This is a genomic window from Paeniglutamicibacter terrestris (assembly GCF_012271785.1).
GTDB lineage: Bacteria > Actinomycetota > Actinomycetes > Actinomycetales > Micrococcaceae > Paeniglutamicibacter > Paeniglutamicibacter terrestris.
In genome coordinates, this window is the sequence record NZ_JAAWVT010000005.1 from 52,285 (window position 1) to 79,032 (window position 26,748).

General features: G+C 61.0%; 22 protein-coding genes and 2 riboswitches. Of the genes, 16 read left to right on the forward strand and 6 right to left on the reverse strand.

What is annotated here, in order from left to right:
• Nucleotides 1-28 precede the first annotated feature (28 nt).
• The 6 genes from HED64_RS11635 to HED64_RS11660 all read left to right on the forward strand — a co-directional run bounded on the left by HED64_RS11635 (nucleotide 29) and on the right by HED64_RS11660 (nucleotide 8,658).
• Nucleotides 29-865: a helix-turn-helix transcriptional regulator gene (locus HED64_RS11635; RefSeq protein WP_168152174.1), complete on the forward strand. Its 837-nt coding sequence runs from the start codon at nucleotides 29-31 to the stop codon at nucleotides 863-865.
• A 388-nt stretch (nucleotides 866-1,253) separates the two neighbouring features.
• Nucleotides 1,254-1,374: riboswitch (SAM riboswitch) on the forward strand.
• A gap of 107 nt (nucleotides 1,375-1,481) precedes the next feature.
• Nucleotides 1,482-2,408, forward strand: a complete 927-nt coding sequence (locus tag HED64_RS11640; RefSeq protein WP_168152175.1) for a methylenetetrahydrofolate reductase — start codon at nucleotides 1,482-1,484, stop codon at nucleotides 2,406-2,408.
• A gap of 66 nt (nucleotides 2,409-2,474) precedes the next feature.
• Nucleotides 2,475-4,832: a 5-methyltetrahydropteroyltriglutamate--homocysteine S-methyltransferase gene (gene metE, locus HED64_RS11645; RefSeq protein WP_168152176.1), complete on the forward strand. Its 2,358-nt coding sequence runs from the start codon at nucleotides 2,475-2,477 to the stop codon at nucleotides 4,830-4,832.
• A 110-nt stretch (nucleotides 4,833-4,942) separates the two neighbouring features.
• On the forward strand, nucleotides 4,943-6,274 hold the full coding sequence (locus tag HED64_RS11650; protein ID WP_168152177.1) for an O-acetylhomoserine aminocarboxypropyltransferase/cysteine synthase family protein: 1,332 nt from the start codon (nucleotides 4,943-4,945) through the stop codon (nucleotides 6,272-6,274).
• A 32-nt stretch (nucleotides 6,275-6,306) separates the two neighbouring features.
• A complete protein-coding gene (locus HED64_RS11655) occupies nucleotides 6,307-7,509 on the forward strand; it encodes a cystathionine gamma-synthase (protein WP_168152178.1) in 1,203 nt (400 codons plus the stop codon).
• Nucleotides 7,510-7,650: 141 nt separating this feature from the next.
• Nucleotides 7,651-8,658, forward strand: a complete 1,008-nt coding sequence (locus HED64_RS11660; RefSeq protein WP_168152179.1) for a bile acid:sodium symporter family protein — start codon at nucleotides 7,651-7,653, stop codon at nucleotides 8,656-8,658.
• A gap of 27 nt (nucleotides 8,659-8,685) precedes the next feature.
• On the opposite strand, the gene HED64_RS11665 is transcribed toward HED64_RS11660, so the two are convergent.
• The 3 genes from HED64_RS11665 to HED64_RS11675 form a co-directional block, all read right to left on the reverse strand.
• Nucleotides 8,686-9,282, reverse strand: coding sequence for a hypothetical protein (locus HED64_RS11665; RefSeq protein ID WP_168152180.1), 597 nt, complete (start codon nucleotides 9,280-9,282; stop codon nucleotides 8,686-8,688).
• Between the two features lie 85 nt (nucleotides 9,283-9,367).
• Entirely contained in the window at nucleotides 9,368-10,426 is a 1,059-nt protein-coding gene (locus tag HED64_RS11670; RefSeq protein WP_168152181.1) for a Gfo/Idh/MocA family protein, read from the reverse strand.
• Between the two features lie 35 nt (nucleotides 10,427-10,461).
• Entirely contained in the window at nucleotides 10,462-10,986 is a 525-nt protein-coding gene (locus HED64_RS11675) for a gamma carbonic anhydrase family protein (RefSeq protein WP_132362105.1), read from the reverse strand.
• A gap of 264 nt (nucleotides 10,987-11,250) precedes the next feature.
• Here HED64_RS11675 and HED64_RS11680 point away from each other — a divergent pair, with 264 nt between their 5' ends.
• Entirely contained in the window at nucleotides 11,251-11,829 is a 579-nt protein-coding gene (locus tag HED64_RS11680; protein WP_168152182.1) for a hypothetical protein, read from the forward strand.
• Between the two features lie 27 nt (nucleotides 11,830-11,856).
• Here HED64_RS11680 and purU read toward each other — a convergent pair whose 3' ends face one another.
• Nucleotides 11,857-12,705: a formyltetrahydrofolate deformylase gene (gene purU, locus HED64_RS11685; protein WP_370630945.1), complete on the reverse strand. Its 849-nt coding sequence runs from the start codon at nucleotides 12,703-12,705 to the stop codon at nucleotides 11,857-11,859.
• A 61-nt stretch (nucleotides 12,706-12,766) separates the two neighbouring features.
• Nucleotides 12,767-13,867 (reverse strand): flavin-containing monooxygenase, encoded by a 1,101-nt coding sequence (locus tag HED64_RS11690; protein ID WP_168152184.1) that lies wholly within the window; start codon nucleotides 13,865-13,867, stop codon nucleotides 12,767-12,769.
• A 95-nt stretch (nucleotides 13,868-13,962) separates the two neighbouring features.
• Nucleotides 13,963-14,050, forward strand: a riboswitch (ZMP/ZTP riboswitch).
• Between the two features lie 64 nt (nucleotides 14,051-14,114).
• Between HED64_RS11690 and glyA the strand changes: the two genes are divergently transcribed.
• The 9 genes from glyA to HED64_RS11735 all read left to right on the forward strand — a co-directional run bounded on the left by glyA (nucleotide 14,115) and on the right by HED64_RS11735 (nucleotide 25,163).
• On the forward strand, nucleotides 14,115-15,401 hold the full coding sequence (gene glyA, locus HED64_RS11695; RefSeq protein WP_168152185.1) for a serine hydroxymethyltransferase: 1,287 nt from the start codon (nucleotides 14,115-14,117) through the stop codon (nucleotides 15,399-15,401).
• 76 nt (nucleotides 15,402-15,477) lie between these two features.
• Complete coding sequence (locus tag HED64_RS11700; RefSeq protein ID WP_168152186.1) at nucleotides 15,478-16,359, forward strand: bifunctional methylenetetrahydrofolate dehydrogenase/methenyltetrahydrofolate cyclohydrolase; 882 nt, start codon at nucleotides 15,478-15,480, stop codon at nucleotides 16,357-16,359.
• 846 nt (nucleotides 16,360-17,205) lie between these two features.
• Nucleotides 17,206-18,333, forward strand: coding sequence for a sensor histidine kinase (locus HED64_RS11705; protein WP_168152187.1), 1,128 nt, complete (start codon nucleotides 17,206-17,208; stop codon nucleotides 18,331-18,333).
• Between the two features lie 37 nt (nucleotides 18,334-18,370).
• Nucleotides 18,371-19,072 (forward strand): response regulator, encoded by a 702-nt coding sequence (locus HED64_RS11710; RefSeq protein WP_168152188.1) that lies wholly within the window; start codon nucleotides 18,371-18,373, stop codon nucleotides 19,070-19,072.
• Nucleotides 19,073-19,228: 156 nt separating this feature from the next.
• Complete coding sequence (locus HED64_RS11715) at nucleotides 19,229-19,501, forward strand: SHOCT domain-containing protein (RefSeq protein WP_168152189.1); 273 nt, start codon at nucleotides 19,229-19,231, stop codon at nucleotides 19,499-19,501.
• Between the two features lie 355 nt (nucleotides 19,502-19,856).
• Nucleotides 19,857-20,960, forward strand: coding sequence for a fatty acid desaturase family protein (locus HED64_RS11720; protein WP_370630980.1), 1,104 nt, complete (start codon nucleotides 19,857-19,859; stop codon nucleotides 20,958-20,960).
• A 461-nt stretch (nucleotides 20,961-21,421) separates the two neighbouring features.
• A complete protein-coding gene (locus HED64_RS11725) occupies nucleotides 21,422-22,456 on the forward strand; it encodes an iron ABC transporter substrate-binding protein (RefSeq protein WP_168152191.1) in 1,035 nt (344 codons plus the stop codon).
• Between the two features lie 50 nt (nucleotides 22,457-22,506).
• Nucleotides 22,507-24,054, forward strand: coding sequence for an ABC transporter permease (locus HED64_RS11730; RefSeq protein WP_210149628.1), 1,548 nt, complete (start codon nucleotides 22,507-22,509; stop codon nucleotides 24,052-24,054).
• Nucleotides 24,055-24,092: 38 nt separating this feature from the next.
• The gene (locus tag HED64_RS11735) at nucleotides 24,093-25,163 is read left to right on the forward strand and encodes an ABC transporter ATP-binding protein (protein WP_168152336.1); all 1,071 of its coding nucleotides are present in this window, start codon (nucleotides 24,093-24,095) and stop codon (nucleotides 25,161-25,163) included.
• Nucleotides 25,164-25,268: 105 nt separating this feature from the next.
• Here HED64_RS11735 and HED64_RS11740 read toward each other — a convergent pair whose 3' ends face one another.
• A complete protein-coding gene (locus HED64_RS11740; protein ID WP_168152192.1) occupies nucleotides 25,269-26,669 on the reverse strand; it encodes an MFS transporter in 1,401 nt (466 codons plus the stop codon).
• Nucleotides 26,670-26,748: the final 79 nt, after the last annotated feature.

Below are 26,748 nucleotides of genomic sequence, written 5' to 3' on the forward strand. Positions count from 1 at the left end.
TAGTAGTGGCAGTGATAGATTTAGACTCATGAGCACCGAACGCCGGCAGGAGCTGGGACAGTTCCTGCGAGATCGACGCAGTCACCTCGTCCGCGCGGAACTCGGGCTTCCGCCGATCGGGCGCAACCGCACCTTGGGTCTGCGCCGGGAGGAAATTGCCGCCTTCGCCGCGGTCAGTGTCACCTGGTACACCTGGCTTGAACAAGGGCGAGACATTAACGCCTCCCGCCAGGTGCTCGAATCCATCGCCCGCGTGCTCACCCTGACCTCTGCCGAAGCGTCGTACCTACTGGCCATGGGCGGATATACGCCCAGCCCCGTCACCGAGGTCAGCTCGATTGAGCAGGCTCCGGAGCACCTGCAGCGGCTGCTTAATGCCTTTGATTTCCCGGCGTTTGCCGTCGCCCCAGACTGGGGTATCGCCGGGTGGAATCGTGCCTACACCGGCCTGTACAACCGCATCTCGGCGGTGGATCCGGGGGACCGGAACCTGCTCTGGCTGATTTTTACCGACCCGTACCTGCGCAAGATGCTGCCGGACTGGGAAGAGACCTCGCGGCACTTTGTGGCGGAGTTCCGTGCCGAGGCTGGAGCCCGACTCGGCTCCGCCGCCCATACAACGCTGCTGCGGCGCTTGGGTGAATCCAGTCAACAGTTTGCCAAACTCTGGGCCGACCGCGGCGTGGAGCGCTTTGCCTCCCGGCAACGGGTGTTCCTGCATCCGCTCGCCGGAGAGCTGGTTTTTGAGCAGCACCGGCTGGTGCCCTCTGATGCACCGGAACTGCATCTGGTGATGTACGTGCCGGTGGCAGGTACGCAGACCGCCGATCGGCTGCGAACGTTACTGGCGGAGCACACCGCCTGAGCAGCTCGCCCCTGCCCGAAGCCTCAATGGCATCACGCTTCGCCTGGTTAATGGAGCGACAGTGAAGCGTCGGTCAATCCGTTTGATCGCTCCCGCACACCATCAGTTTTTTGGGGTTTTGTCCTGCCTGGAGTTTCTCGGCCACCCTCCCGCCGATGGTTCCGTGAGACGTCACGGACGCTTCACAGTGATCTGTCCACCGTCACATAAAATCCCAAAATCCTTACCGAACAAAGGAAATAGCGAGTGACCGGGCTGTAACAATGTGTCCCCGAGCACCGCCCGAAGATGACGCCCCGCGTTCATGTGAAGTGTTTTTGCCCTTCGTGACGAGGACCGTCGAGCGCCCCTTGCACAGCGTGCTGATGGTGTTTCAAGATGGATACATCAACCATCAAGAGCGGCTGAGAGATCTGGCTCGTTGACGCCGCAGCAACCATCACGTGATGGCATTCCTCCTTCAAGAGGATGTCCATCAATGAGGGTGCTAAGGCCAGAAGCGATGGAGCCGCTTCAGCGTTCGCTCACCATCGCCGCAGGGCACCCCAAATGTGGGTCCCAGCGGCTTTTGTGTCGACCCCGCTGAGGCCTCCCTCGAATCAACGAGGAGTCCCACATGAGCATTGCAACAAGCGTCGCACCACCGTCGCTGTCTTACGAGCTGTACCCACCGGCTAGTCGTGATGCCAGTGAAAGTGTGTTCAGTACCATCGCCGCGCTGGAGAGCACCGATCCAGACTATGTGTCGGTGACCTACTCCGGATCTCCGACGCGTCGCGCTGCCTCACTGGAGCTGATTGACCATCTGATCCGCGACACCCGGTTGCGTCCACTGGCCCACCTAACCTGTGTGGGAGAGAGTCGGGAGTCTCTACAGAACCTGGTGCGCCACTTCATTTCCCTCGGGGTGCGAGGAGTGCTCGCCCTGCGCGGGGACCTGCCCACCAAGACCGATGAATGGCGCGGAGAATTTCCCTTCGCCCGGTACCTCATCGAACTGATCCGTGAGGTCGAGGCCGAACATTCGGCGGCCCTGGCCGGCGGCAGACTCGGTGTGGGCGTGGCCGCTTACCCGATTCGGCATCCGGAATCGCCCTCCTTTGACCACGACATTGAGGTGCTCCTGGCGAAGGAACGATCCGGCGCCAACTACGCCATCACTCAGGTGTATTTCCAAGCCATCGAATACACCAACCTGGTGGAATCGGCACAACGTGCCGGTGTCACCATCCCGATCATTCCCGGAGTCATTCCGCTGAACTCGCTAAAGCGGCTGAATCGTTTGGCCTCCATGACCGGGGTGTGCCCTGATCCGGAACTGGCCCACGCACTGGAAACCGCCGATTCGGAGGCCGAACGCCATCGCATCGGCGTGGCAGCAGCGGTGAACCTGGCTCGGCGCGCCTTCGACGATGGCGCTCCAGGAGTTCACCTCTACACCTTCAATGATCATCGCGGCTCCCTCGACGTCGTTGAACAACTGGAATTGCCACGCACCCGGGCCAAGGTCACCCGCACGTGGGCCACCCGCGCCGTGGCCTAAAGAACCGCCCCACCAGCTCCACCACCCACCGAACTTTTAAGCATCACAACCATCAGGAGAAATACCATGTCGAAGCAGACCTTCCCCGCCGCATCCATCCTTGGCTACCCACGCATCGGTCCTAACCGCGAACTGAAAAAGGCCCTCGAAGCGCACTGGGCCAAGCAGACCGACGAAGCCACGCTGCACGCCGCAGCTCTCGAACTGCAGAGAAACAACCTCGCGAAGCTCACCACCTTAGGACTTGGTGCCACCGACGCATCGCTGCCCGGAGACTTCGCCTACTACGATCAGGTACTGGATGCGACCATCGCGCTCTCCGCTGTGCCGACCCGCTTCGCGGATCTCGCCGCAACCGACGGCACCATCAATACCGCCGGCGCGTTTGTTCTTGCCCGCGGCGATGAATCCCGTGCCCCGCTGGAAATGACCAAGTGGTTCGATACCAACTACCACTACCTCGTGCCGGAGATCGGTGAAAGCACCCCGATCAAGGCCAACGCCGCAGCGTTGGTGGAATCCTTCACCGCCCACCAGGCTAACGGCACCACCATCCGACCCACGCTCGTGGGACCCATCAGTTACCTGCTGCTGGCCAAGGCCGAGGACGGCGCAGCAGCCGACTTCGATCCGTTGGTGCGCCTGGATGAAGTGGTGAACGCCTACGTCGAGATTCTCGCGGCGCTGGCCGCTGCCGGTGCCCCGTGGGTTCAGCTTGATGAGCCAGCCTTGGTCACCGACCGCGGCGCCGCACTAGCCGTTCCCGGCGCGCTGGCCGAATCCGTCTACACCACGCTGGCCGCAGCCACCAAGCGCCCGGCCCTGCTAGTGACCTTGGGCTACGGCACCGCGGGCAACGTCGAACGCCCGGGTGAAACTCAGGGCCTGCTGGCCCGCGCCGGTGTTGACGCGGTGCACGCCGACCTCATCCGTGGGGCATTGCCCACCGCAAACTTCCTGGGCGATCTGGCCGGCTCCACGCTGGTGGCGGGCATCGTTGATTCACGCAACATCTGGCGCAACAACCTCACCACCTCACTGCAGACCCTGCAGGGGCTGCGCGCCGAGGTCCAGCAGGCCGGCGGGACGCTCGCCGTGGGTACCGCCACCTCGTTGCAGCACGTCCCGCACGATGTCGCCCTGGAAACCAAGCTGCCGGCACACCTCCCCGAATGGCTCGCCTTCGCCAACCAGAAGGTCTCCGAGGTCATCACGCTGGCCAAGGGTCTGAACGACGGGCAAGAAGCAGTGGCAACGGAATTGGCCGAAGCCGACGCGGCCATCAAGAACCGCGCCGAGTTCGCCGGAACCACCGTGCCCGCTGTCCGCACCCGCCTGGCCAACCTGACTACCGCCGACTTCTCCCGTTCGGACGCCACCACCCGCAAGGTGGCGCAGGAACAGGCACTGGACTTGCCGCTGCTGCCCACCACCACCATCGGTTCCTTCCCACAGACCGTAGAGGTCCGCTCCGCCCGTGCCGCGCACCGCGCGGGCACCATCAACGACGCCGCCTACGAGGGCTTCTTGAAGGAGGAGATCGCCCGCGTGGTGGCCCTGCAGGAAGAACTGGGTCTGGATGTGCTGGTGCACGGCGAGGCCGAGCGTAATGACATGGTTCAGTACTTCGCGGAAAACTTCGACGGCTTCGCCGAAACCTCCAACGGTTGGGTGCAGTCCTACGGATCGCGGGCCACACGTCCTTCGATCCTCTGGGGAGATGTCTCCCGTCCGGCCCCGTTCACCGTCCCGTGGATCTCCTACGCGGCATCGTTGACCAACAAGCCGTTCAAGGGCATGCTCACCGGTCCGGTCACCATCTTGGCGTGGAGCTTCATCCGCGACGACGAGCCGCTTTCGGTCTCCGCCAACCAGGTGGCCTTGGCCCTGCGTGATGAGATCGCCGATCTCGAGGCCGCCGGCATCTCCATCATTCAGGTCGATGAGCCGGCATTGCGCGAACTGTTGCCGCTGCGGAGCAAGGATCAGACAAAGTACCTGGGCTGGAGCGTGGATTCCTTCCGGCTATCCACCGCCGGAGCCGTGGATAGCACCCAAATCCACACCCACCTGTGCTACTCCGAATTCGGGGAGATCATCAACGCGATCGACGCCCTGGACGCCGATGTGACATCGATCGAGGCAGCACGTTCCCGGATGGAGGTCACCGAGGATTTGACGAACTTCGGCTTCTCCCGCGGCATCGGTCCGGGTGTTTATGACATCCACGCCCCGCGTGTACCTTCCGAGGCCGAGGTTGCCGAACTGATCAACATTGCGCTGGGCTCCCTAGATGCCCGCCAGCTTTGGATCAACCCGGACTGCGGACTCAAGACCCGCGGTTACCTCGAGACGCGCGAGTCGCTGGCTAACCTCGTGGCGGCCACGGTTGCCGCACGCAGCACCCTGAGCCTGAGCGTCTAGCCTCACCACCCTTAGGCCCACCATCGCGGAGGGGGCGCCACCCAAGTGCCGCCCCCTCCGCATCACCCCACGTCGCATTCACTTACCTCTTCGGCCCGAAAGGCACGATCATGGCCTCCAGGCAATGGAACAGCTCCACCACCGAAATTCACGCAGGCTACACACCCGCTGCCCCGCACCGCCCCATGACCGTGCCCATCTACTCCTCCGCCGCCTATCAATTCCCCGACTACGCCACCGCCGCGCAGCTTTTCTCACTCAGGCAGCCGGGCTTCACCTACTCCCGCACCGGTAACCCCACGGTGGCCGTCTTGGAGGAACGTGCGGCGGCCCTCGAGGGTGGGATCGGTGCCATCGCCACGGCCACCGGACAATCGGCGGTGTCCCTCGCGCTGCTGGCGTTGCTGCAGGGCCCGGGCCATCTGGTGGCCTCTAATAAGCTTTACGGTGGCACCGTTGATCTACTCACCGACACCTTCGCCGACTTCGGGGTCACCGTCACGTTTATCAACCCGGAGGACCCGGATGCCTGGGCCGCCGCGATCACGGAGAAGACCCGGGGTTTTCTGCTCGAGTCGGTCTCCAACCCGCTGATCACGCTGGTGGACCTGCGGGCCATTACCGAGGTGGCGCACGCCGCCGGAATCCCGGTCGTCGTGGATAACACCCTGGCCACCCCCGCTGCCTACCGGCCCATCGACTTCGGGGCCGATGTGGTGGTGCATTCGGCCACCAAGGCGCTGTCCGGTCACGGCTCGGTGCTGGGCGGTTTGATCATCGATGCTGGCACCTTTGACTTCTCCGATGCCGCCCGGTGGCCGCAGATCGCCGCGCCCAAGGCCCGCTACTACGGGGATTCACTATTGGAGCGTTATGGCTCCAAGGCATACCTGATGTTGGTGCGCTCCAAATTCCTGCACGATCTGGGGCCCACACTCTCGGCCCCCGCCGCCGCCGGAATTCTCACCGGCATCGAGACGCTGTCGCTGCGCGTGGCCAAGGCGCAGGCGAACGTGCTGGAACTGTGCCGGGGCCTGGCCGGGCATCCGGCGGTGGCCCGCGTGCATCACCCCTCCATCCCCACCCACCGGGACCATGCGTTGGCCCAGCGCGACTTCCCACGCGGAACCGGCTGCGTGTTCTCCTTTGACCTGGTGGATCCGGGGAACGTACCGGTTTTCGTTGATTCGCTGCGGCTCTTCGCGCTGGCGGCAAACATCGGGGACGCCCGCTCGCTGGTGGTTCACCCCGCGGCCATGACGCACTGCCGACTCTCCGACGCCCAGCTTCGGGCGGCAGGTATTGGCCCCGGCACGCTGCGTATCTCGGTGGGGCTGGAGGATTCGGCGGATCTGCTGCAGGACCTCATTGGCTCGCTGGACGCGCTCAGCACCACGCCGGCCCAGCCAGCGGCAGATCTGCTGGAAACCAGCAACGCCTAAACAACCGCCCCACCACGAAAGGAAGAACCACAATGAGCGAACGGCAGCACGGCTTTAATACCCAGGCCATCCACGCGGGACAGGCACCGGATCCATTAACCGGCGCGGTGATCCCGCCGATCTATCAGACCAGCACCTTTGTCCAGGACGGCATCAACGTGCTGCGCAACGGACACGAATACTCCCGCGGTTCAAACCCCACGCGCAACGGCTTCGAAACTCAGCTCACCACCTTGGAGGCGGGGCACGCCGGATTCGCCTTCGCCTCGGGCATCGCCGCGGAGGACGCGCTACTGCGTGCGGTGCTGGCCCCGGGGGACCACATCGTGCTTGGTGCCGACGGTTATGGCGGAACCAACCGGCTGATCAATCGACTGCACGGAAAATGGGGGATCACCAATACCCCGGTGGATATCACCGATACCGCGGCAGTTGCCGCCGCAGTGCAGCCGGGGAAAACCGCGCTGCTTTGGGTCGAAACCCCGTCCAACCCGCTGCTGGGGATTGCCGATGTTGCAGCGTGGGCAGCCATCGCCCACGCTGCTGGCGCCCTGTTGGTAGTGGATAACACCTTCTCCACACCCTTCCTGCAGCGGCCGCTGAGACTGGGCGCGGACGTGGTGGTGCATTCGACCACCAAGTACATTGGCGGGCACTCGGATGTGTTGGGCGGTGCGGTGATAGTTTCCGATGCAACGTTCCGTGGCGAGACCTTGGCAGCGGCGGTGGGCCTCCAGCAATTTGCCGGGGGCGCCGTGGCCGGGCCGCAGGATTGTTTTTTGGCCGCCCGCGGCCTGAAGACCCTGGGGCTGCGAATGGAACGTCACTGCTCCAACGCCGCGAGGATCGCGACGTGGTTGGACGGGCGTGCCGAACTGGAAAAAGTGCTCTATCCAGGACTGCCCACCCACCCGGGGCACGAGCTGGCCAAGGCTCAATCCTCCGGCTTTGGTGGAATCGTCTCACTGCAATTTGTTGGCGGTGAGGCCGCAGCCCGGGCCTTCGCCGAATCCACCGAACTCTTTGCCCTCTCGGTCTCCCTTGGCGGGGTCGAATCGCTGGTGTGCTATTCGGCGGAGATGACGCACGCCTCGGTCATCGGCACCGAGCTGGCGGTGCCACGGAACTTAGTGCGGCTTTCGGTGGGCATCGAGCAGGTGGAGGACCTGATCGCTGATCTCGAGCTAGGTCTAACCGCGGCCCGTAGCGCTACTTTGGAACGGGTCGCTGCCTAAAAGCGTGGGATGCGCGATAAAAATCCCAACGAATCGTGCTGCAACTGCGCTAGACGGTAGTGATCGCGCGATGAACGGTAGCCCATGATCAGATTGTGGTCACGATTGGAAAAGTGTTGATCATTTTGTCATGATCATTGCATGTCTACCCATCGAAACGTACAGCACAAGCCGGTCCTGGATGCCGAAGAACGCAGCGCAAAAATAGCCGTGACGGTATTCCCGCTGCTGGTTCTGGCCGGCGGGGCACTGGCTTTGCTCACTCCGGAGACCTTCAGCGGATTCTCCAAGGCGGTGAATCCGCTGCTCATGATCATCATGTTCGGGATGGGACTCACGCTGACCCTGCCGGACTTTGCGCTGGTGGTGCGCAAGCCGCTTCCGGTACTGCTGGGCGTTGTGGCGCAGTACGTGATCATGCCGCTGCTGGGGCTGGGTATTTCGATGTTGCTTCAGCTTCCGCCGGCTCTGGCTGCGGGTGTCATTCTGGTGGGTTGCGCCCCCGGTGGTACCGCATCCAACGTCGTGACCTACCTGGCCAAGGGCGATGTTGCGCTCTCGGTGACGATGACCTCGATCTCCACGCTGGTGGCACCGATCTTCACCCCACTGCTGACGCTGTGGCTGGCCGGGCAGTACCTGCCGGTTGATGCCGGCTCGATGGCCATGTCCATCGTCCAGATCGTGCTGATCCCCGTGGCGCTCGGGCTCGTACTGCGTCTGGTATTGCCCCGTTTCGCCACCCTCGTTTTACCTGCCCTTCCGTGGGTATCGGTTCTGGCGATCACCGCGGTGGTCCTGATCGTGGTCGCCGGCAGTGCCGCGGCCATCTTCAGCGCCGGGGCGCTGATCCTGTTGGCTGTCATCATGCACAACGCCGGAGGCATGGCTCTGGGGTACGGCACCGCCAAGCTCTTCAAGCAGCCCATCGCCACCCGCCGCACCATGGCCATCGAGGTTGGCATGCAGAATTCGGGGTTGGCCGCCGGCCTAGCCAGGACGTACTTCAGCCCGGAGGCGGCATTGCCCGGCGCCGTGTTCTCGGTCTGGCACAACCTCTCCGGCGCCATCATTGCCGCGATCTGGCGCCGCAGTAGCGCCAAGAATGCCGCGCGGGAGACCGAGGCTGCTCAGCCAGTCGCCCGCTAAGCGGTACCGGATTGACCGTCGCTGCGCTTAGCCCTCGAAGGTCTGCGGGAGAATATCGCGGTGGGCGAGCACCGAAGCAACATCAAGGAACGGATCCTGATGCAGCGCACGAAATAGCTCCGGGGCCGCGGCGATGAACAGCGAATCGGGATACAGGCACGTGCCCCAGGCAAAGGCCATCCCCGGATCGGCGACAAAATCGGGCACGTTACCCTTGATCCCACGCTCGATGATCTCGTGGATCGTCAGTGTCTCGTGCGCATATTCCTGGCCGTTGACCATGCTGGTTCTCATCCCCGGAGCAGATGAGCGCGAATATCCGGCCCAGCTGCGCGTGGGCAACAGCTGGTCCGGGCCCAGCTGAGTTGTCAGGAGCTCGCGCAGGCTGTGCGCGGTGAGTGGATCCAAGGAGCCCAAGGCGGGACTCGGCGTCACGGCGCCGGGATGATCGGCGCTGTAGAGCGCCCAGAGTTCATAAAAGTTGGTTGAGGCGGTGAGCTCGACCCCCACCGGCAACAGGGCAGACCAGCGTATTGCCGCCCCCGGTTCGTTAACAACGGGCAGGAAGAGTCGAAGCATCCGCAGGGAATGGAACTCCTCGGGAATGAGGTCCCGTGCCAGCACGACGTCACGTCCTTCTTCTCTTGATCTGTCAAACAAAAGTGGTGGTGCCAGAAAATTCCGGCACCACCACCCGTTGTGTAAGTTACTAGCCCACGAGTACATCGTTGGGGTAACGGATCCCCAACTGATGGCGGATCCCGTCAAAGACGGCGATGGTATTCACCGAGTGTTCCCACGGCATGGTGGGAGACTCGTTGAGATCCTGTTGGATACACCGTGTCGCCTCGCGGAACTCGAACGTGTAGTTCGCGCCCACGGCTTCAAAGACTTCGGTCCGGGCCGGGCCATCGGCCGGGTGGATGAAGAGCTTGGTGGGATTGTGCAGCGGCGCGTTGGTACCCAACCAGCCATTGGTACAGGCCACCCGGGCTTCCCGCGTGGAGGTGCTATTGAGCGAAACCATCAGCTGCGCATGGCGTCCCTCCGGGTAACCCAACGTGACGGCGGTCTGGACATCCACCCCGTCATCGTTGACCTCACCGAGGGCTTGCACCGAGGTCGGGAAGCCGAAGGCTGCGATCGCCCAGGTCATGGGGTAAACAGCCAAGTCCAGCAGGGCTCCGCCACCGGCGTCTCGATCCCAGATACGCCACTGTGGATCGTACTCGGCGGTGAATCCCAGATCGGCCTGGACCCATGTCGGTTCGCCGAGCTCGCCGGAATCCAGAATGTCCAAGGCTCGAGCGAACACCGGGGTGAAGCGCGACCAGACGGCTTCCATCAGGAAGAGGTCACGTTCGTGGGCCTCAAGAGCCAATGCCCGGGCCTCGGCGGCATTGATGGTCAACGACTTTTCGCAGACCACATGCTTGCCGGCCCGCAGTGCAGCCATGGCGATCTCAAAATGCTGCGCATGCGGGGTGCCGATGTAAACGGCCTCGATCTCCGGCTCGGCAAACATCGCTTCGTAGGAGCCGTAGGCCCATTCAATGTCGTGTTCATCAGCGAACGCGCGGGCACGCTTCTCGGAGCGTGAGGAAACAGCAATCACATTCGCGTCTTCCAGCGACTGCAGATCGGCAACAACCTTGCCGACGATGCTTCCGGTAGAGACGATGCCCCAATTCAGTGAGCGGCCCGTGGCCTTGATCGGTGAGGGGGCTCCCGGGTGGGCGGTGGGTGGTGCCTGGATGTTGATTTCCATCGCGTGTGTGCTCCCTATGCAGTGGGCGGGTGAATTTAGAGCGTGGCGTTTGCCTCGCGGTGTTTTGCCGCCAACACCAAGTAGTGGGCGGCGTTTTCCTTCAGGTTCTCAACCTCCTCATCGCTCAACTCACGGCGGACCTTTGCGGGGACTCCTGCCACCAGCGAACGCGGCGGGACGATGGTGCCCTCAAGCACCAAGGCGCCGGCGGCCACCAGGGAGTTCTCCCCAATGACGGCCCCGTTCATGATGGTTGCGCTCATTCCCACGAGGCAGTCATGACCCACGGTGGCACCATGGACCACTGCCGAGTGACCCACCGAGACGCGCTCGCCGATGGTGCAGGGGTACCCGGTATCGGCATGCAGCACCACGTTGTCCTGGAGATTGGTGCCTGCCATCACGGTGATGGTGTCCGAGTCTCCGCGGGCCGAAACGCCATAAAAGGCACTAGCGTTTGCGCCCAGTGACACGTCCCCGGACAGCGTTGCTGTCGGTGCCACAAAAGCCGTGGGGTCAACGATCGGAGTTTTCGAATCAATGGTGATGATGTGAGCCATAACACCACTCTAGCCTGTGCTCAGCACCGAAAATGGACGCGCGGCACCGGGAGGCCAGCCGCGGTTTTGCTCTCCCGCGGTGGAGCCGTGCAGACAGCGCCCGTGCTGGTGCCGAGCCGAGGATATGATCGTAGCCAGAGACCGGCACCGGGCCGAGGATGCACCAGACTCAGCACGGCGTTGTGGCTGTCGCCCGCGCGATGCAGGTGAGACAAAGAACGGCGACGATGTCCGGACGCCAAGAATTCAGGAGCAGCTGGAAAGATGTGGCCGCAGCACAAGGTCGAGGTTTACGAGCAGATGGTAGCGGAGCTCCGCGCCACGCTGGAGCGTAACGCTCCCACCATTAATCCGCAGCTACGGACTCAGCTGAACGGGATCATTAATCACGCGGTGAACGCCGTCAATAACGGAGCCCCGATTGTGGCGATCGGCCTGCCTGAGCTGGAAACCGAAGAACTTGGGCTCTCGGTGCCAGCTGCACCATCCGCGACGAGTGCTATTGACGATGCCGAAACGGTAGAGGTTGCGGCGAAACCCGCCATCGATCCCTTCCGCCATGGTGCCAAGGCCGAGGCCAACAGGATGCTCAAGGCCAAGGATTTGGCTCGCTGGCTCTGGGACAGGGACATCAGCGGGGAACAGATGATGGCCTTCAGCAATAAGTGGCGCAACAAGATGGCTCGAGCCGCGGGTGTTAATCCGCCCTCAACGCTGGAAACCTGGACGGTGGCGGGGGATCTGATGGAGCGCATGGCACAAATTGATGAGGCCGGGAGCGCTTCCGGGATCAGCAAACGCCATCATCTTGATGAGCACGAGCAATGGGTCACCGAACGCTGATACAGCCGTCGTGCTGGCTGAGCTGACTTAGGAGAACACCACGGTGCGGTGCCCGTCGAGCATGACCCGGCGTTCGGCATGCCATCCCACGGCCCGCGTGAGCGTGCGTCCCTCAACGTCCCGGCCCATGGCCACAAATTGTTCGGCCGTGCGAGCATGGCTCACTCGGATCACTTCCTGATCAATGATCGGGCCCTCATCGAGGTCCGCCGTCACGTAGTGGGCCGTCGCTCCAATCAGCTTCACGCCGCGGGCGTGGGCCTGGTGGTAGGGCTTGGCTCCCTTGAAAGAGGGCAAGAACGAGTGGTGGATGTTGATGGCGCGGCCGTTCAGTGCCCGGCAGAGATCATCGGAGAGGATCTGCATGTAGCGGGCCAAAACCACCAGCTCAATATTGTGCTCAGCAACCAGTTCCAGCAGTTTCGCCTCGGCCTGAACCTTCGTTGCGGCGGTGACGGGGATGTGCACAAACTCGATGCCATGAAAATCTGCCAACGGTTTGAGATCCAAGTGGTTGGAGACGATGATCGGAACGTGCACCGGTAGGGTCCCCGCACGCTGGGAGAAGAGCAGGTCATTCAGGGCGTGAGCTTCCTTGGACACCATGATTAAGGTGCGCAGCAGAGCCCCCGCGGCGGTGAGCTTCAGATCCATGCCAAATTGCTCGCGGACCGGGCCCAATGCTTCGCGCACCGATTCAATGTCACGATCGGTGGCCACGGCGATGCGCATAAAGAAGTTATGCGTCTCGGGGCTCTCGAATTGTTGCGATTCGGTGATGTTGCAACCCACGCTTAACAACGCGCCGGAAACGGCATGGACAATGCCCGGTCGGTCGGGGCAAGACAGGGACACAATAAATTCGTTGGTGCTCACGGTGATTACGCTACATGCCCAAACCACGGCCGCCGAAACCATGGCGTATTACCTGCGCTCATTAGCCGTGGACGCCAGCGCCTTCCGGGAGACGGGTCAGCAGTTTCCCCGCGGCCGCTGCCGCAGCACGTCCGGCCCTGGTCGCCCCGATGGTGGAGGCCGAGGCCCCGTACCCCACCATAAATAATCCAGGGACCTTGCTCACGGAAACCGAATCTTCGGCCATGAAAATTCCGCCTCCGGCTTCGCGCAGGCCCAGCGGCGCCAGATGGTCTAACGATGCCCGGAAGCCGGTAGCCCACAAGATGACATCAATATTCTCGGTGGTGCCGTCGGTGAAGGTGACGGCATGGTCGGCAAGAGATTTAATGCCACCGCGAGAAACCAAGACGCCGGAGTCGATGCCGTCCTGATAAAAGTCGGTGAGCGGCAACCCCGTCACCGAGACCACCGAGGTGGGCACCAAACCCGAGTGGGTACGTGAATTGACATTGGCTTCTACCTCGATGCCCCAGGCCTTGTTTTGTGGTGCTTCGCGCCACAGCGGCGGGCGACGGGTGGACCACAGAGTATCGATGCCTAACGAAGCGAGCTGCAGGAGGAACTGTGCGGCGCTGGTTCCGCCGCCGACCACCAATACCCGCTTATCCGGGAACTGCTCGGGCGCCACGAAGTCGCGGGTGTGTAATTGGGTCCCCGCGAAATCGCGTGCCCCGGGGTAATAGGGCCAATAAGGCTTATCCCAGGTGCCGGTGGCGTTGATGATGCTCGCAGCATTCAGGACTCGGCCCTGCGTGGACGTCACGGTGAATCCGTTGGCTAAAGATCCGGTGACGGTCTTGACCTTAAACGGGCGGATGACCGGTAGCGCGAACGCGGATTCGTAGTCCCCGTAGTAGCGAGTCACTACAGCGGAGGCCGGCTCGGTTGGATCCGGGGGAGTCAGGTCCATGCCGGGCAGCGAATGGAGGCCGTGGGCTCGATCGAAGGTTAACGAATCCCAGCGGTGGCGCCAGGCGCCACCGGGTCCATCGTTGGCATCTAGCACCACAAAATCCTGGAACGGCACCAAACCCTTGCGTCGAAGATGATGGGCGGCGGAGAGTCCAGCCTGCCCGGCACCGATCACGATCGTGGATAGCTGCTCACCGGGGGACGGCATGGATGCTGGTGCTCCTTGGACGATTATTGTGACTGAAAATGCAACGGTCATCTCCTGTAACAGTCTGGCCCGCGCGCCTATTCCGTCTAAGATTGGTGACGTGTCGCAACTGGCGTTGGGTGGGGTGAACCACCGGGGAGCGACACAGGAACACACCACGGACCGCGCGCCTGGGTCTAGGGATTAATTGAAGTGCACGCTAAATCCCCGCCCGAAGAACAACACTCACCCACTGGAGTTCAACACGATGAGCAACAATTCCGTGACCAATCAATCCCTGGCCGAGCTCGACCCGGAAATCGCCGCAGTCCTCACCCTTGAACTGGGCCGTCAGCGCGACACCCTTGAAATGATCGCCTCGGAGAACTTCGCCCCGCGCGCCGTCCTCGAGGCTCAGGGTTCGGTGTTGACCAATAAATACGCCGAGGGTTACCCGGGCCGCCGTTACTACGGCGGTTGCGAACACGTGGATGTGGCCGAGAACCTTGCCATCGAGCGCGTCAAGACTTTGTTCGGCGCCAAGTTCGCCAACGTCCAGCCACATTCCGGCGCCAGTGCCAACGCCGCAGCACTCTCGGCCATGATCCAGCCCGGGGATAAGATCCTTGGTTTGTCGCTGGCTCACGGTGGCCACCTGACCCACGGCATGAAGCTGAACTTCTCCGGCAAGCTCTACGCCGTCGCGGCGTACGAGGTGGACCCGGAAACCTTCCGCGTGGACATGGACAAGCTCCGTGCCCAGGCCATCGCCGAAAAGCCGCAGGTCATCATCGCCGGCTGGTCCGCCTACCCGCGTCAGCTCGACTTCGCAGCCTTCCGCTCCATCGCCGACGAAGTTGGTGCGCTGTTGTGGGTGGACATGGCTCACTTCGCTGGCTTGGTTGCCGCCGGTCTGCACCCGAACCCCGTGCCGTTTGCCGATGTTGTCACCTCCACGGTGCACAAGACTCTGGCCGGCCCGCGCTCGGGTTTGATCCTGACCAATAATGCCGATCTTGCCAAGAAGATCAACTCCAACGTCTTCCCCGGACACCAGGGTGGACCGCTGATGCACGCGATCGCCGGTAAGGCAGTGGCCTTCAAGATTGCCGCGGGCGAGGAGTTCAAGGAACGCCAGCAGCGCACCCTTGAGGGTGCGAAGCTTCTGGCCGAGCGACTGACCGCTTCGGATGTCACCGAAGCGGGAGTTTCGGTACTCACCGGCGGCACCGATGTACACCTGGTCCTGGTTGACCTGCGTAACTCGGAGCTTGATGGCAAGCAGGCCGAAGACCTGCTGCACGAAATTGGCATCACGGTTAACCGCAACTCGGTGCCGTTTGATCCCCGCCCACCGATGACCACCTCCGGTCTGCGCATCGGTACCCCGGCACTGGCCACGCGCGGTTTCGACGCGGCTGCCTTTACCGAGGTTGCCGACATCATTGGCGTCGCCCTGCGTGACGGCTTGAGCGCGGACACGGCAGCGCTCTCGACGCGCGTGAAGGCACTTGCTACCAGCTTCCCGCTCTACGAGGGCCTCGAAAACTGGTAAACGGCACCCAGCCACCCATGCACCACCCGGCACGATGATGTGCACGAGCGCATTTCTTGAAACGGAGTAACACTTTATGACCGCACAGATTCTTGACGGCAAGGCAACCGCAAAGGCCATCAAGGCCGAACTGACCGAGCGTGTGGCAGTCCTTGCCGCGCGCGGTGTCACCCCGGGATTGGGAACCATTTTGGTTGGCTCGGACCCCGGATCGACCTGGTACGTCGGCGGCAAGCACAAGGACTGCGCCGAGGTTGGCATCAAGTCGATCCGTGTAGACCTCCCCGAGGACACCACGCAGGAGATCCTGCTGGCTAAGGTCCGCGAACTGAACGAGAACCCGGAATGCACCGGCTACATCGTCCAGCTGCCGCTGCCCAAGCACATTGACCAGGACGTCATCCTCGAGGCCATGGACCCGGCGAAGGATGCGGATGGACTGCACCCGATGAACCTCGGTCGTCTGGTGGCCAACGTGAACCGCCCGATGACCTCCCCGCTGCCCTGCACCCCCAAGGGGTGCGTGGAGCTGCTGGCCCGCCACGACATCGACCTGGACGGCAAGAACGTCTTGGTCGTCGGCCGCGGCGTGACCATCGGACGCCCGATCGGCCTGCTGCTGACCCGTCGCGACGTTAATGCGACAGTTACCCTGGCCCACACGGGCACCGCCGATTTGGCCAGCCACCTGGCGCAGGCAGACGTGGTCATCGCAGCTGCAGGACAGCCGCACATGATCAAGGCCAAGGACCTGAAGCCCGGCGCGATCGTATTGGACGTCGGTGTCTCACGTGTCAATGACGAAAACGGCAAGGCCGTTGTGACCGGAGACGTGGAGCCGGCAGCCTACGAGGTCGCCTCCTGGATTTCTCCGAACCCCGGTGGTGTGGGTCCGATGACTCGTGCCATGCTCTTGGCCAACGTGGTCGAGTCAGCCGAACGCGCGGCCGGAATCTAGGTACAGCACGGCAAACAACAACGGCTCGGGCGTTCGTTTCTCTGTAAAGGGGGAGGAATACCCGGGCCGTTGTGGTTTCTCAGCGCGCGACAGGTTTGCCCCAATAAGCTGGCCCGCAAGAGCACGTTAAACGCTCCGATTCTTCGGCGACCCTTCTCGGTGCGTGTGCGCTGGGGCTGCGGACTACTGGTCTTCGCTGCTAGTTGCTATGCGATCTTCGGATGGCTGTTGAGTGGGTCGTTTCACGATGCGGCCGGCAACCAACTTCTCTTTTATGCTGGGTTTCATGAAGGCCACATCAGTGTGCTGTCCTTCGTGCTCGGCGGACTTGCTACGGGAGCACTAGTGCTGTTGTTACTTGGTCCGTATATCTGGCGACTAAATCTTCGCCATTGGGTGTTGGACCTAACCCTCACGCTTCTGGCAAGTCTGATCGGATTGGCCTTGCTGCTCGGTACGGGCAGTGGCCTGCCTCGTGGTTTTTCTGTCGGCCTTCGTGAATCCACTAGAACCGATCATCGCGGCAGACGGGCAGCGCGTGCTGATTGAGCGCAGTGGATACGATGGGTCTCTTTTGTCTGTGTGGGTTCCCCACTCACGGTTCGTGTTCGTTCAGGACCCGCAGAACGAGGATTTCGGGATCGATGCGGTGCGTCCCGAAGACTGCGCCCTCAACACAGCCGCACAGCCGTGGGTCCTGAGCTGTGCGGGAACGGATCTGCTCCTTGACGAAGCGAGGACAGCGACTCTGCAGTCAGACGCGAGGCGACGTACTTCCAGCGAGGTAGACGGGACTACCACCGCGGCCGGATGATCCAAGAGGAGTTCAGCGAGTAGTCTCGTCTCATGATCAACCGACGCCGCCCTCCGCTGGCCATCCTGCCGGTCGTCGTGGCGATCATTCAGCTTGTCGGAACGTATTTTGCGGCACTACGCTTCGGCGAGCCACTGACGTGGTTCGCCGTGCTTCTTCTGCTGGCGGGGCCAGCACTGTTGCTCCTACGACGCCGCGCTCCTGGACCCATGGTTGCCGGAATCGCGCTGGTGAGCTTCGGCTACATCGCCGCTGGCTTCCCTTGGGGACCCTTCGCCTTGTGTCTTGCCATCGGGCTGATCGTCTCCGTTGTGGCAGGTGACCGGTGGTGGGCCTGGGGCAGTGCAGCCGCGGCGGCACTGGCGGGGTGGAGCGTGACGTTGCAGCAGGGTGAGGGCCGACGGTTCGTCTTTGTCCTGGTGTGGTTGGTTGTCATCTTGTTAGTGGGGGAGCTGGCCCGGAGTTTTAGGATCAGGGGCGAGGAATTCCGTCGGGCCGCCCGGGAAAGAGCCGCGCACCAGCGCGACGAGGAACGCTTGGTCTTGGCCCGCGACATTCATGATGTTGTGGCACATTCGCTCTCGATGATTCACGTCCAGGCCTCCGTCGCGTTGCACCTAGATAGGAAAGATGCGGACGCAGCCGGCATGCGCGAAGCCTTGGAAAACATCAAGATCGGATCCAAAGAGGCTCTGGCCGAAGTGCGGGAGGTTCTTGCCGTGTTGCGTCAGGACGCACCCCGCGTTCCCAGTCAACGCCTCGAACAGCTCGAAGATCTCATTACCAGAGTGCGTGGAGCAAATTTTTTGATCACCTACACACCGCCCATCCTGCCACCCCCGGACTGGGTGGATGAACGCGTGGAGAACATCCTCTATCGGGTGGTTCAGGAGTCCCTCACCAATGTTGTACGCCATGCCCACGCCAACCATGTGGAGGTGAATGTCGACATCGATGAGGGGCAAGCGAGCATTCGGGTCTCCGATGACGGAATAGGCATGGGGCCGGGACGAGAGGGCAACGGGATCGGTGGCATGCGCGAACGTTTGGCGGCCAGAGGAGGATCATTGGTCATCACAAACGCGCGGCCAGCGGCGGCAGAAACCCCGGGCACACTCGTGTCGGTATGGCTTCCCGCCACCGAGGTACCGCATGCCTGAAACCACGCCAGCTTTCGACCCAAGGCCAAGGAAAAACATGATCGGCATTCTCATCGTTGATGACCAGTCACTCATCAGGGCGGGATTTTCCGCATTACTGAGTGCCGAAGAGGACATGGTGGTTCTTGGCCAAGCATCCAACGGGCTGCAGGGATTAGCCCAGGCCCGAGCACTAAAGCCGGATGTTGTACTGCTGGATATTCGCATGCCGCAGGGCGATGGGATTACAGCGGCCGCGGCCATTACGGCTGAGCCGGGTCTTGAACATACGCGAGTCATTATGCTCACCACCTTTGAGCTAGAGGACTACATCCTTGATTCCATCCGCGCCGGAGCTTCGGGCTTTCTGGTTAAAGACACCGAGCCGGAGGAGCTGATTGCTGCCGTGCGCATCGTTGTCGCGGGGGATTCTTTGTTATCTCCCTCGGTGACTCGGAAGTTGCTCGCTCAGGTCGCTGCGACCAAACCGGCGCGGATGCCCACGCATGCGGCAGCCTTTGACGTCCTGACCGAGCGCGAGCGCGAGGTGCTCTTGCTAATTGGAGCGGGCAAAACCAACGCCGAGATCGCCGAGCAGCTGTTCATCACGCCGCTGACAGCAAAAACTCATGTTTCACGCATTATTGGAAAAATGGGGGTGCGTGACAGGACCGGGCTGGTGGTGATTGCTTACGAGAGCGGGCTCATCACACCCGGCGTGCAGCCCGGTGATACGGCGGCTGGGAAGCACGGGAACTAATTCCGGAGACAGGATCGGCTGCTCCTGCTGGAGTACCGAAGGCCTTCGCAGGTGTCTCCCACGGGCCGATGCGCCACCGGGTAACCTCGACGGATAGTGGAAATAAGAGGCAAACGCCTTGTAATCCACGATCTGCTCCATAAGGAGTTACCCACCATGACTACTGCAATTATTCCGGTCCTCACGGCGCTGCCTGCCCACGCTTGGGGAAATGGCAACGGACCGGGCTGGTTTGTCCTGTTCCCGTTCCTTTGGATCCTGCTCATCGGCTTTTTCATCTTCTTCAGTCGCCGCATGTTCTGGCGTCACCGGATGCAGGGCGATCCCATGAGCGCCGAAGGCGTACTGCGCGAGCGCTACGCACGCGGAGAAATCGACGAAACCGAGTACCGTCAACGCCTTGAGGTGCTGCGCATCGGCCGGAAATAGGGGCAACGGTACGCAGTAATTGGTGCCGATCCGATAACTTTCCGAGCTGGGGGATCGGCACCTTCAACTTAACAATCTGTTGACGTGACGCAGGTAACACATGCTATCTTGGCTATATGTCTTTGGTTTGACGCTCGATGAAATTGCACCGTCATCATGCGGAAATGACCATCTTTTCGGACGGTGAGTGAAAAATTCATACGTGGATCTGAATCCACTAAATGGTGGCATTTCGCAACGATCAGGCGATACACATGCATTGCACGTAAGCTCTGATACATAGGAACCGAGACTTTCAGTTCTTTCGACTGAAATTGTCGCCCTACTCGCTACGCGGGAGCCACCCTTGAGCAGTATGAGTTCCACTTTGTCCGCCTCGACTTCTGAGCAACGCGTATCGCGTGGTTCCGCCGGGGCAAACAACTATCGTCATCTGAAAATCCGTGTCCGTGACGCGGGTCTGCTGGGTCGCCGTAAGGGCCACTACATCGGACTCATCAGCGTTTTGGTAGCACTGCTGGGCGGTGCAGTCACCGGATTTGTGTTGTTGGGGCACAGCTGGTTCCAGTTGCTGATTGCAGCGGCAATCGGCATTATCCTGACCCAGTTCGCGTTTCTGGCCCATGAGGCAGCCCACCGTCAAATTCTGACGTCGGGGCCGGCCAACGACAGGTTCGGCCGATTCTTGGCCAATTTCGTGGTTGGCATCAGCTACCAATGGTGGATGAACAAGCACAACAAACACCATGCCATGCCCAATACGGTAGGTAAGGATCCGGACATTGAATGGGACACCATTTCATTCCAAACCGAGGATGCTCAGAAGCAAAAGGGATTCCTCAAGTGGATCACTGAGCGTCAGGGTTACCTATTCTTCCCATTGTTGACCCTCGAGGGTTTCAACCTGCATATGCGTTCGATGATTTACCTGTTCACCGGTGACCGGGTTAAAGATCGTCGCCGTGAGATCATTTCCATCATGGTGCGCCTGACCCTCTATGTGGCTGCGATTTACATCTTCTTGCCCGTGGGTATCGCCTCGGCCTTCATTGGTGTTCAGCTTGCCGTCTTCGGCGTGTACATGGGCGCCTCGTTCGCACCGAACCACAAGGGCATGCCGATGATCCCCAAGGACTCGCGCATCGACTTCTTCTCGCGCCAGGTCCTGACCAGCCGAAACGTCATGGGTCGCACGCGCTTCGGCAACCGCGTACTCTCACACGTCTTCGGTGGTCTGAATTACCAGGTCGAGCACCACCTCTTCCCCTCGATGCCGCGCGCCAACCTCGCAGGTGTCGCAGAGATCGTGCGTGAATACTGCTTGGAGTTGAAGGTCCCTTACACGGTCACCTCGGTGACCCAGTCCTACGGCCAGGTCATCACCTACTTGAACAAGGTAGGGCTCTCCGCCCGCGACCCGTTCGACTGCCCTATGGTTTCTGAGTTCCGCCTCCACTAAGCGTGCGGAACACTTGGTCGCCTGAGATTGAGTGAGTCTTCTCAGTACACGTAATGCACAAAGCCCGCGGCGCCAATCGGCGCCGCGGGCTTTGTTCTTTTCATGGTCAATATGTAAATGCGGTTTTGCGGCAATTTATGACGCCGAATTCATTGGTGGTCTATAGGCATGCGTATCCGGCCACCGCGATGCCTAGTTTTTTGTGAATGACCGAGGTGTCCCCTTGAAGAACAGGCTTTCATAAGGGGGGATCTGCTCAGCCGGGAGATCTTGAATGCAGTGCATTGTAGGGGTTCTAGTGGCCTTGTGTGCTAATAATGAAAAACTGAAGATGCATTGTTTTGTATTGGCACGCGTTTTGTTTGGTGAATTATGTAAGTCATACCTAAGCTATGTTGGTGGCCCACCCAAAACCTCCCGGGCCAACCGAATGTTTCACTCCAAAGAGAGTCCCCACACTCATGACAATTCGCAAAAATATGCTGGCTGGCCTGGCCATCGTTGCCACGGCCACCCTCGGCTTGACTGCATGCTCGTCCGGCGCTCCAACCTCGGACGCGTCGGACGATGCTGGGATCACCGTGTACAACGCCCAGCATGAAAGCCTGGCCCAGGAGTGGGTCGACGCCTTCACCGCTGAAACCGGCATCAAGGTCACCATCCGCAATGGCTCGGACACCGAAATGTCCAACCAGATCATCCAAGAAGGTGCCGCCTCACCGGCGGACGTCTTCTTGACCGAAAATTCTCCCGCAATGGCGCAGGTTGAGAATGCAGGTCTCTTCGCGGATGTGGACAAGGCAACCATCGCTCAGGTTCCGGCCGATTTCCGCCCCTCCACCGGCAAGTGGACGGGTATCGCTGCCCGGTCGACCGTCTTTGTTTATGACTCAAAGAAGATCAGCGCGGACCAGCTGCCGAAGTCCATGCTGGATCTGGCAAAGCCAGAGTGGAAGGGCAAATGGGCGGCCTCCCCGACCGGAGCTGACTTCCAGGCCATTGTTGCTGCATTGCTGGAGCTCAAGGGTGAAGCTGCCACGACCGAGTGGCTCGCCGGGATGAAGGAAAACTTCACCGCGTACAAGGGCAACTCCACTGCCATGAAAGCAGTGAACGCCGGCGAAATTGATGCCGCTCTGATCTACCACTACTACTACTATGGCGACCAGGCCCAGACCGGGGAAAACTCGAAGAACGTCACCCCGTACTACTTCAAGAACCAGGACCCTGGAGCCTTCGTTTCGGTTTCCGGCGGAGGTGTACTTAGCTCTTCGAAGCACGCCGAACAGGCTCAAGAATTCCTGAAGTTCGTGACCGGCAAGGCCGGCCAGGAAATCCTGAAAACGGGAACTTCTTTTGAATACCCGGTTGGTTCCAAGGTGGCCTCCAACGAGAAGTTGGTACCACTGAAGGAACTTCAAGCACCGACGGTTGATGCCGCCAAGCTGAATTCGGCTAAGGTCACCGAGCTGATGAACACGGCAGGACTTCTGTAACCAATATGAGCAAGACCAAGTTGGTTCCTAACGCTTTAAAGGAACCGAGTATGGCGGGCGGGGGAAAAATGCCCCGCCCGCCATTGGGCGTTTCGACGCTGGCACTTCTAGCGACCCTGATCGCTCTGTTCTCTCTTATCCCACTGGGCTACGTGGTCTATATGACGGTCGTGACAGGATGGGACACTGTCGTAGAACTTGTCATCCGCCCGCGTGTTGGTGAGCTGTTGCTGAACACTGTTTTGCTGATACTGGTTACCGTGCCGATGTGCCTCGTGTTGGGAGTCGGTGGGGCATGGTTGGTCGAGCGCACGAACTTGAGAGGACACCGTTGGTGGGCGCTAGCGCTTGCTGCGCCGCTGGCGATCCCGGCGTTTGTTAATAGCTATGGATGGGCCTCCGCCGTTCCTTCGCTTGCAGGTTTAGGCGCCGGAACCCTCATCGCCACGCTGTCTTATTTCCCGCTGGTATACATCCCTGTTGCAGCCACGCTCGGACGCTTAGATCCGGCCATTGAACAATCAGCAGCCTCGCTCGGGCTCGGACCATGGACCGTATTCTTCCGCGTGATTCTTCCGCAGCTGCGCATCGCCATGGCTGGAGGCTCGTTGCTCGTGGCCTTGCACTTGCTATCGGAATATGGCGCCTTTGCGATGATCCGGTTCGACACCTTCACTACGGCCATCATGGTGCAGTTCCAATCGGCCTTCAGCGGTGCCGCCGGCAACATGCTGGCCAGCGTGCTGGTATTGATGTGCATGGTGTTGCTACTCGCTGAGGCCAAAGTTCGCGGCAACGCACGGTATTCCCGAGTCGGGTTTGGGGCACAGGGACTTGCAACCCGACTGCGCCTGAGCTGGTATCAATTGCCGGCTCAGCTGGCCTTGTTGGCTCTCATTGTTTTGTCGGTAGGGGTTCCTCTGTATTCCGTAGCGCGGTGGACCATTGCCGGGGGAGCAGAGATCTGGGAACCGGACGAGTTCTTCCCGGCACTCTTCCAAAGCCTGGGTTACGGCTTGGGGGGTGCCTTGGTGACTTGTGTGGTGGCCTTCCCCATGGCCTTCATTGCTGTGCGTCACCCCAACTGGTTCAGCAGGCTCCTGGAGCTCTCCAACTACGTCACCAGTTCGATGCCGGGCATCGTCGTGGGTCTGGCCTTTGTTACCGTGGCGATCCGTCTGGTCCCCGGAATCTACCAAAGCTCCTACGTACTGCTTGCGGCCTACGTTCTACTCTTCCTCCCACGTGCGCTGGTGAATTTGCGGGCCGGGTTGTCCCAAGCGCCCATCGAACTTGAGGAAGCCGCTCGCTCACTGGGAAAGTCGCCCGCACGGGCCTTCTTCCGCGTCACTCTGCGACTGACCGCCCCCGCTGCGGCGGGTGGGGCGGCGCTTGTGTTCTTGGCCGTAGTTAATGAACTGACGGCGACCTTACTGTTGGCTCCCAACGGCACCCGCACCTTGGCCACAGCTTTTTGGGCTAAGAGTAGCGAAATCGATTATGCGGGGGCAGCTCCCTACGCCTTGTTGATGATCCTGATTTCCATCCCCATGACCTACTTGCTCTTCCAGCAGTCAAAGAAAGCGGCCGGACAGTGACCATCCCCGTACCGAAGGCCCACAAGATTCACGGACTCATGCCCTCCGTTAAATTCCTGCGCACCAGCAATCTGGTCAAGAGCTTCGGTTCCAAGGACGTCCTTAAAGGTGTTGACCTCGCCCTGAGCGAGGGTGGAACCACCGCTATCGTCGGTCCCTCGGGTTCGGGCAAAACGACATTGCTGCGCTTGATCGCTGGATTCGAAAATCCCGATTCCGGGACCATCGAGCTAAATAACCGCATGGTGGCCGGAGATGCTTGGATTCCGGCACACAAACGGGAAATCGGTTACGTCGCTCAAGACGGGGCGCTATTCCCACACCTCAGTGTTGCTCAAAACGTTGCCTTCGGTCTGGGGCCGGCCTGGAAAATCGCTGGCCGAAAGGCCAATGCCCGCCGTGTGGCCGAATTATTGGACATGGTTTCCCTTGAATCGGACATGGGAGAGCGTCGTCCGCATGAGATTTCCGGTGGGCAGCAACAGCGCGTAGCTCTGGCTCGAGCCCTGGCTAGGAAGCCAAAATTGATGTTGCTGGATGAGCCGTTTTCTGCGTTGGATGCCGGGCTGCGCGTGGCTACACGCAAGGCGGTGGCAGATGTCCTGCACGCAGCGGAAATTACCACGATCCTGGTCACCCACGATCAGGGCGAGGCACTGTCCTTTGCTGACCAAGTCGCCGTCATGCGTGGTGGAACCCTGGCCCAGACTGGAACGCCCTTCGCCGTCTACACTCGGCCGGCAGACCTGGACACCGCGGAATTCTTGGGGGACGCCGTCATGCTTGACGCTCAGCTCCAAGGCTCACTAGCCACCTGTTCGCTCGGCGGCATTCCGGTGCGTCACGCCATGATTCAGGGGGCCGTGCGATTGATGCTGCGTCCCGAGCAGATCCGCATCGTGGCCGATGGGAACATCAAGGGAACCGTTGTTGACACCGTATTCTTTGGTCCAGAAACCACCGTTCGTATCAGGCTAGCCCCGGTTCCCTCAATTGCCGGTGGTGGGGAAATTATTACCATCCGCCATTGGAATGCCGCTATGGCACGTCCCGGAATGGAGCTCAGGCTACGGGTCGTGGGCGAGGGCGTGGTCTTCCCGGCCGAGTAGGAAAATCAATTTAACGACGTAGGGTCGGTGTTCCGTGAGGAAGACCGACCCTACGTCGTTAATACCCTGAGACCCGAATGGTTCGGGGCTCAGGGTAGTGTTTTGCTACTTGACCGAGGTTGACTGAACCGCGGGGGCAACTCGACGCTTGTCGAAGATAGTTGCCCCGACCTCCTGCTCGGCCTGGTTACTGATCGAGAGATCAATTCCCGCGCGGTCACGCAGCAAGGAGACCGCGGTCAAAGAGATGAGCGTCATGAACAACAGATAGACGGATACCGCGGTGGTGGTTCCGGTGGCTTGGACCAGTGCTGTGGCGATCATCGGGGCAAACGCTCCGCCGATGATCGCACCAAGAGCGTAGGAAATCGAGACGCCGGAGAAACGGACCGAAGCCGGGAACAGCTCGGAATACAGGGCCGCCTGCGGGCCGTAGGCCAAGCCTAGACCGACGGCGAAGAGCGCGAAGGCCAGATACAACATGGGCAGTGAAGCGGTATTAACCAACCAGAACAGTGGGAAGACCACCAACGCCTGCGAAGTAAAACCGATCTGGTAGGTGCGCTTGCGACCAATTTTATCGGCCAGGTAGCCCGAGAGCAGGGTGAATAAGAACCACATAGTTGCGGCAAAGACCACGGCCACCAGGACGTCGGTCCGCTCGAACCCGATGGGACCCTCCGGGTTGGTGGTGTAGGCCTGCAGGAAGCCGCCGGTGGTCATGTAGCCCGCGGCATTATTACCGGCGAATACCAAAGCAGCAATGATGACCAGTAGCCAGTGCTTGCGGAAGAGCTCAACGATCGGGACCTTGGTCTGCTGCTTCTTGGCGGCGATTTCCTCGAAGATCGGCGATTCTTCCACGGCGCGACGCACCATGTAGCCGACGGCGATCAGCACGATGCTCAGCAGGAACGGTACGCGCCAGCCCCAGGCCATGAACTCTTCGCCGGGGGAGATGACTCCCGTCATCAGTGCCATTACACCCGAAGCCAAAAGCATGCCCAGCGGGACTCCGAGCTGCGGGAAGGCGCCAGCACGTCCGCGACGGTCCTTCGGAGCATGCTCAACCGCCATAAGGACCGCGCCGCCCCATTCGCCGCCAGCGGAGATTCCCTGCAAGATGCGCAACAGCAGCAGCATGATCGGGGCGATGACCCCGGCCGTGGCGTAGGTGGGCAAGACTCCAATGAGCGTGGTTGCCGCACCCATCATGATCAGCGTGATCACCAGCATGGCACGGCGGCCAATCTTGTCCCCGTAATGCCCGGCCAGGAATGCGCCAAGAGGCCGGAAGAGGAAGGAAATACCCACTGAAGCGAAGGCCAGCAAGAGACCAATCTGTGCGCCGGCGGGCTTAAAGAACAGCTCGGCGAAGATCAGGCCAGCGGCGGTGGCGTAAATGAAGAAGTCGTACCACTCAATGGTGGTGCCGATGATCGTGGCAAACGCCACCCGGCGCGAGTTGGCTCGCTGGGCTGGTGTCTGGCTCTGGGCAATGCTCATGGTGCTCCTCTTTGAGCGGACTGCTCGGACTGTAAGGACCTGCTCACGTTAGCCAGATCACTAACCAGTGTCACAGACC

Coding starts and splice junctions, on each gene's coding strand:
- HED64_RS11640 (WP_168152175.1), top strand. CDS start 1,482: ATGAGCATTGCAACAAGCGTCGCACCACCGTCGCTGTCTTACGAGCTG.
- HED64_RS11730 (WP_210149628.1), top strand. CDS start 22,507: ATGGCGGGCGGGGGAAAAATGCCCCGCCCGCCATTGGGCGTTTCGACG.
- metE (WP_168152176.1), top strand. CDS start 2,475: ATGTCGAAGCAGACCTTCCCCGCCGCATCCATCCTTGGCTACCCACGC.
- HED64_RS11650 (WP_168152177.1), top strand. CDS start 4,943: ATGGCCTCCAGGCAATGGAACAGCTCCACCACCGAAATTCACGCAGGC.
- HED64_RS11635 (WP_168152174.1), top strand. CDS start 29: ATGAGCACCGAACGCCGGCAGGAGCTGGGACAGTTCCTGCGAGATCGA.
- HED64_RS11655 (WP_168152178.1), top strand. CDS start 6,307: ATGAGCGAACGGCAGCACGGCTTTAATACCCAGGCCATCCACGCGGGA.
- HED64_RS11715 (WP_168152189.1), top strand. CDS start 19,229: ATGACTACTGCAATTATTCCGGTCCTCACGGCGCTGCCTGCCCACGCT.
- HED64_RS11710 (WP_168152188.1), top strand. CDS start 18,371: ATGATCGGCATTCTCATCGTTGATGACCAGTCACTCATCAGGGCGGGA.
- HED64_RS11705 (WP_168152187.1), top strand. CDS start 17,206: ATGATCAACCGACGCCGCCCTCCGCTGGCCATCCTGCCGGTCGTCGTG.
- HED64_RS11735 (WP_168152336.1), top strand. CDS start 24,093: ATGCCCTCCGTTAAATTCCTGCGCACCAGCAATCTGGTCAAGAGCTTC.
- HED64_RS11720 (WP_370630980.1), top strand. CDS start 19,857: ATGAGTTCCACTTTGTCCGCCTCGACTTCTGAGCAACGCGTATCGCGT.
- HED64_RS11675 (WP_132362105.1), bottom strand. CDS start 10,986: ATGGCTCACATCATCACCATTGATTCGAAAACTCCGATCGTTGACCCC.
- HED64_RS11690 (WP_168152184.1), bottom strand. CDS start 13,867: ATGCCGTCCCCCGGTGAGCAGCTATCCACGATCGTGATCGGTGCCGGG.
- HED64_RS11680 (WP_168152182.1), top strand. CDS start 11,251: ATGTGGCCGCAGCACAAGGTCGAGGTTTACGAGCAGATGGTAGCGGAG.
- glyA (WP_168152185.1), top strand. CDS start 14,115: ATGAGCAACAATTCCGTGACCAATCAATCCCTGGCCGAGCTCGACCCG.
- HED64_RS11660 (WP_168152179.1), top strand. CDS start 7,651: ATGTCTACCCATCGAAACGTACAGCACAAGCCGGTCCTGGATGCCGAA.
- HED64_RS11740 (WP_168152192.1), bottom strand. CDS start 26,669: ATGAGCATTGCCCAGAGCCAGACACCAGCCCAGCGAGCCAACTCGCGC.
- HED64_RS11700 (WP_168152186.1), top strand. CDS start 15,478: ATGACCGCACAGATTCTTGACGGCAAGGCAACCGCAAAGGCCATCAAG.
- HED64_RS11725 (WP_168152191.1), top strand. CDS start 21,422: ATGACAATTCGCAAAAATATGCTGGCTGGCCTGGCCATCGTTGCCACG.
- HED64_RS11670 (WP_168152181.1), bottom strand. CDS start 10,426: ATGGAAATCAACATCCAGGCACCACCCACCGCCCACCCGGGAGCCCCC.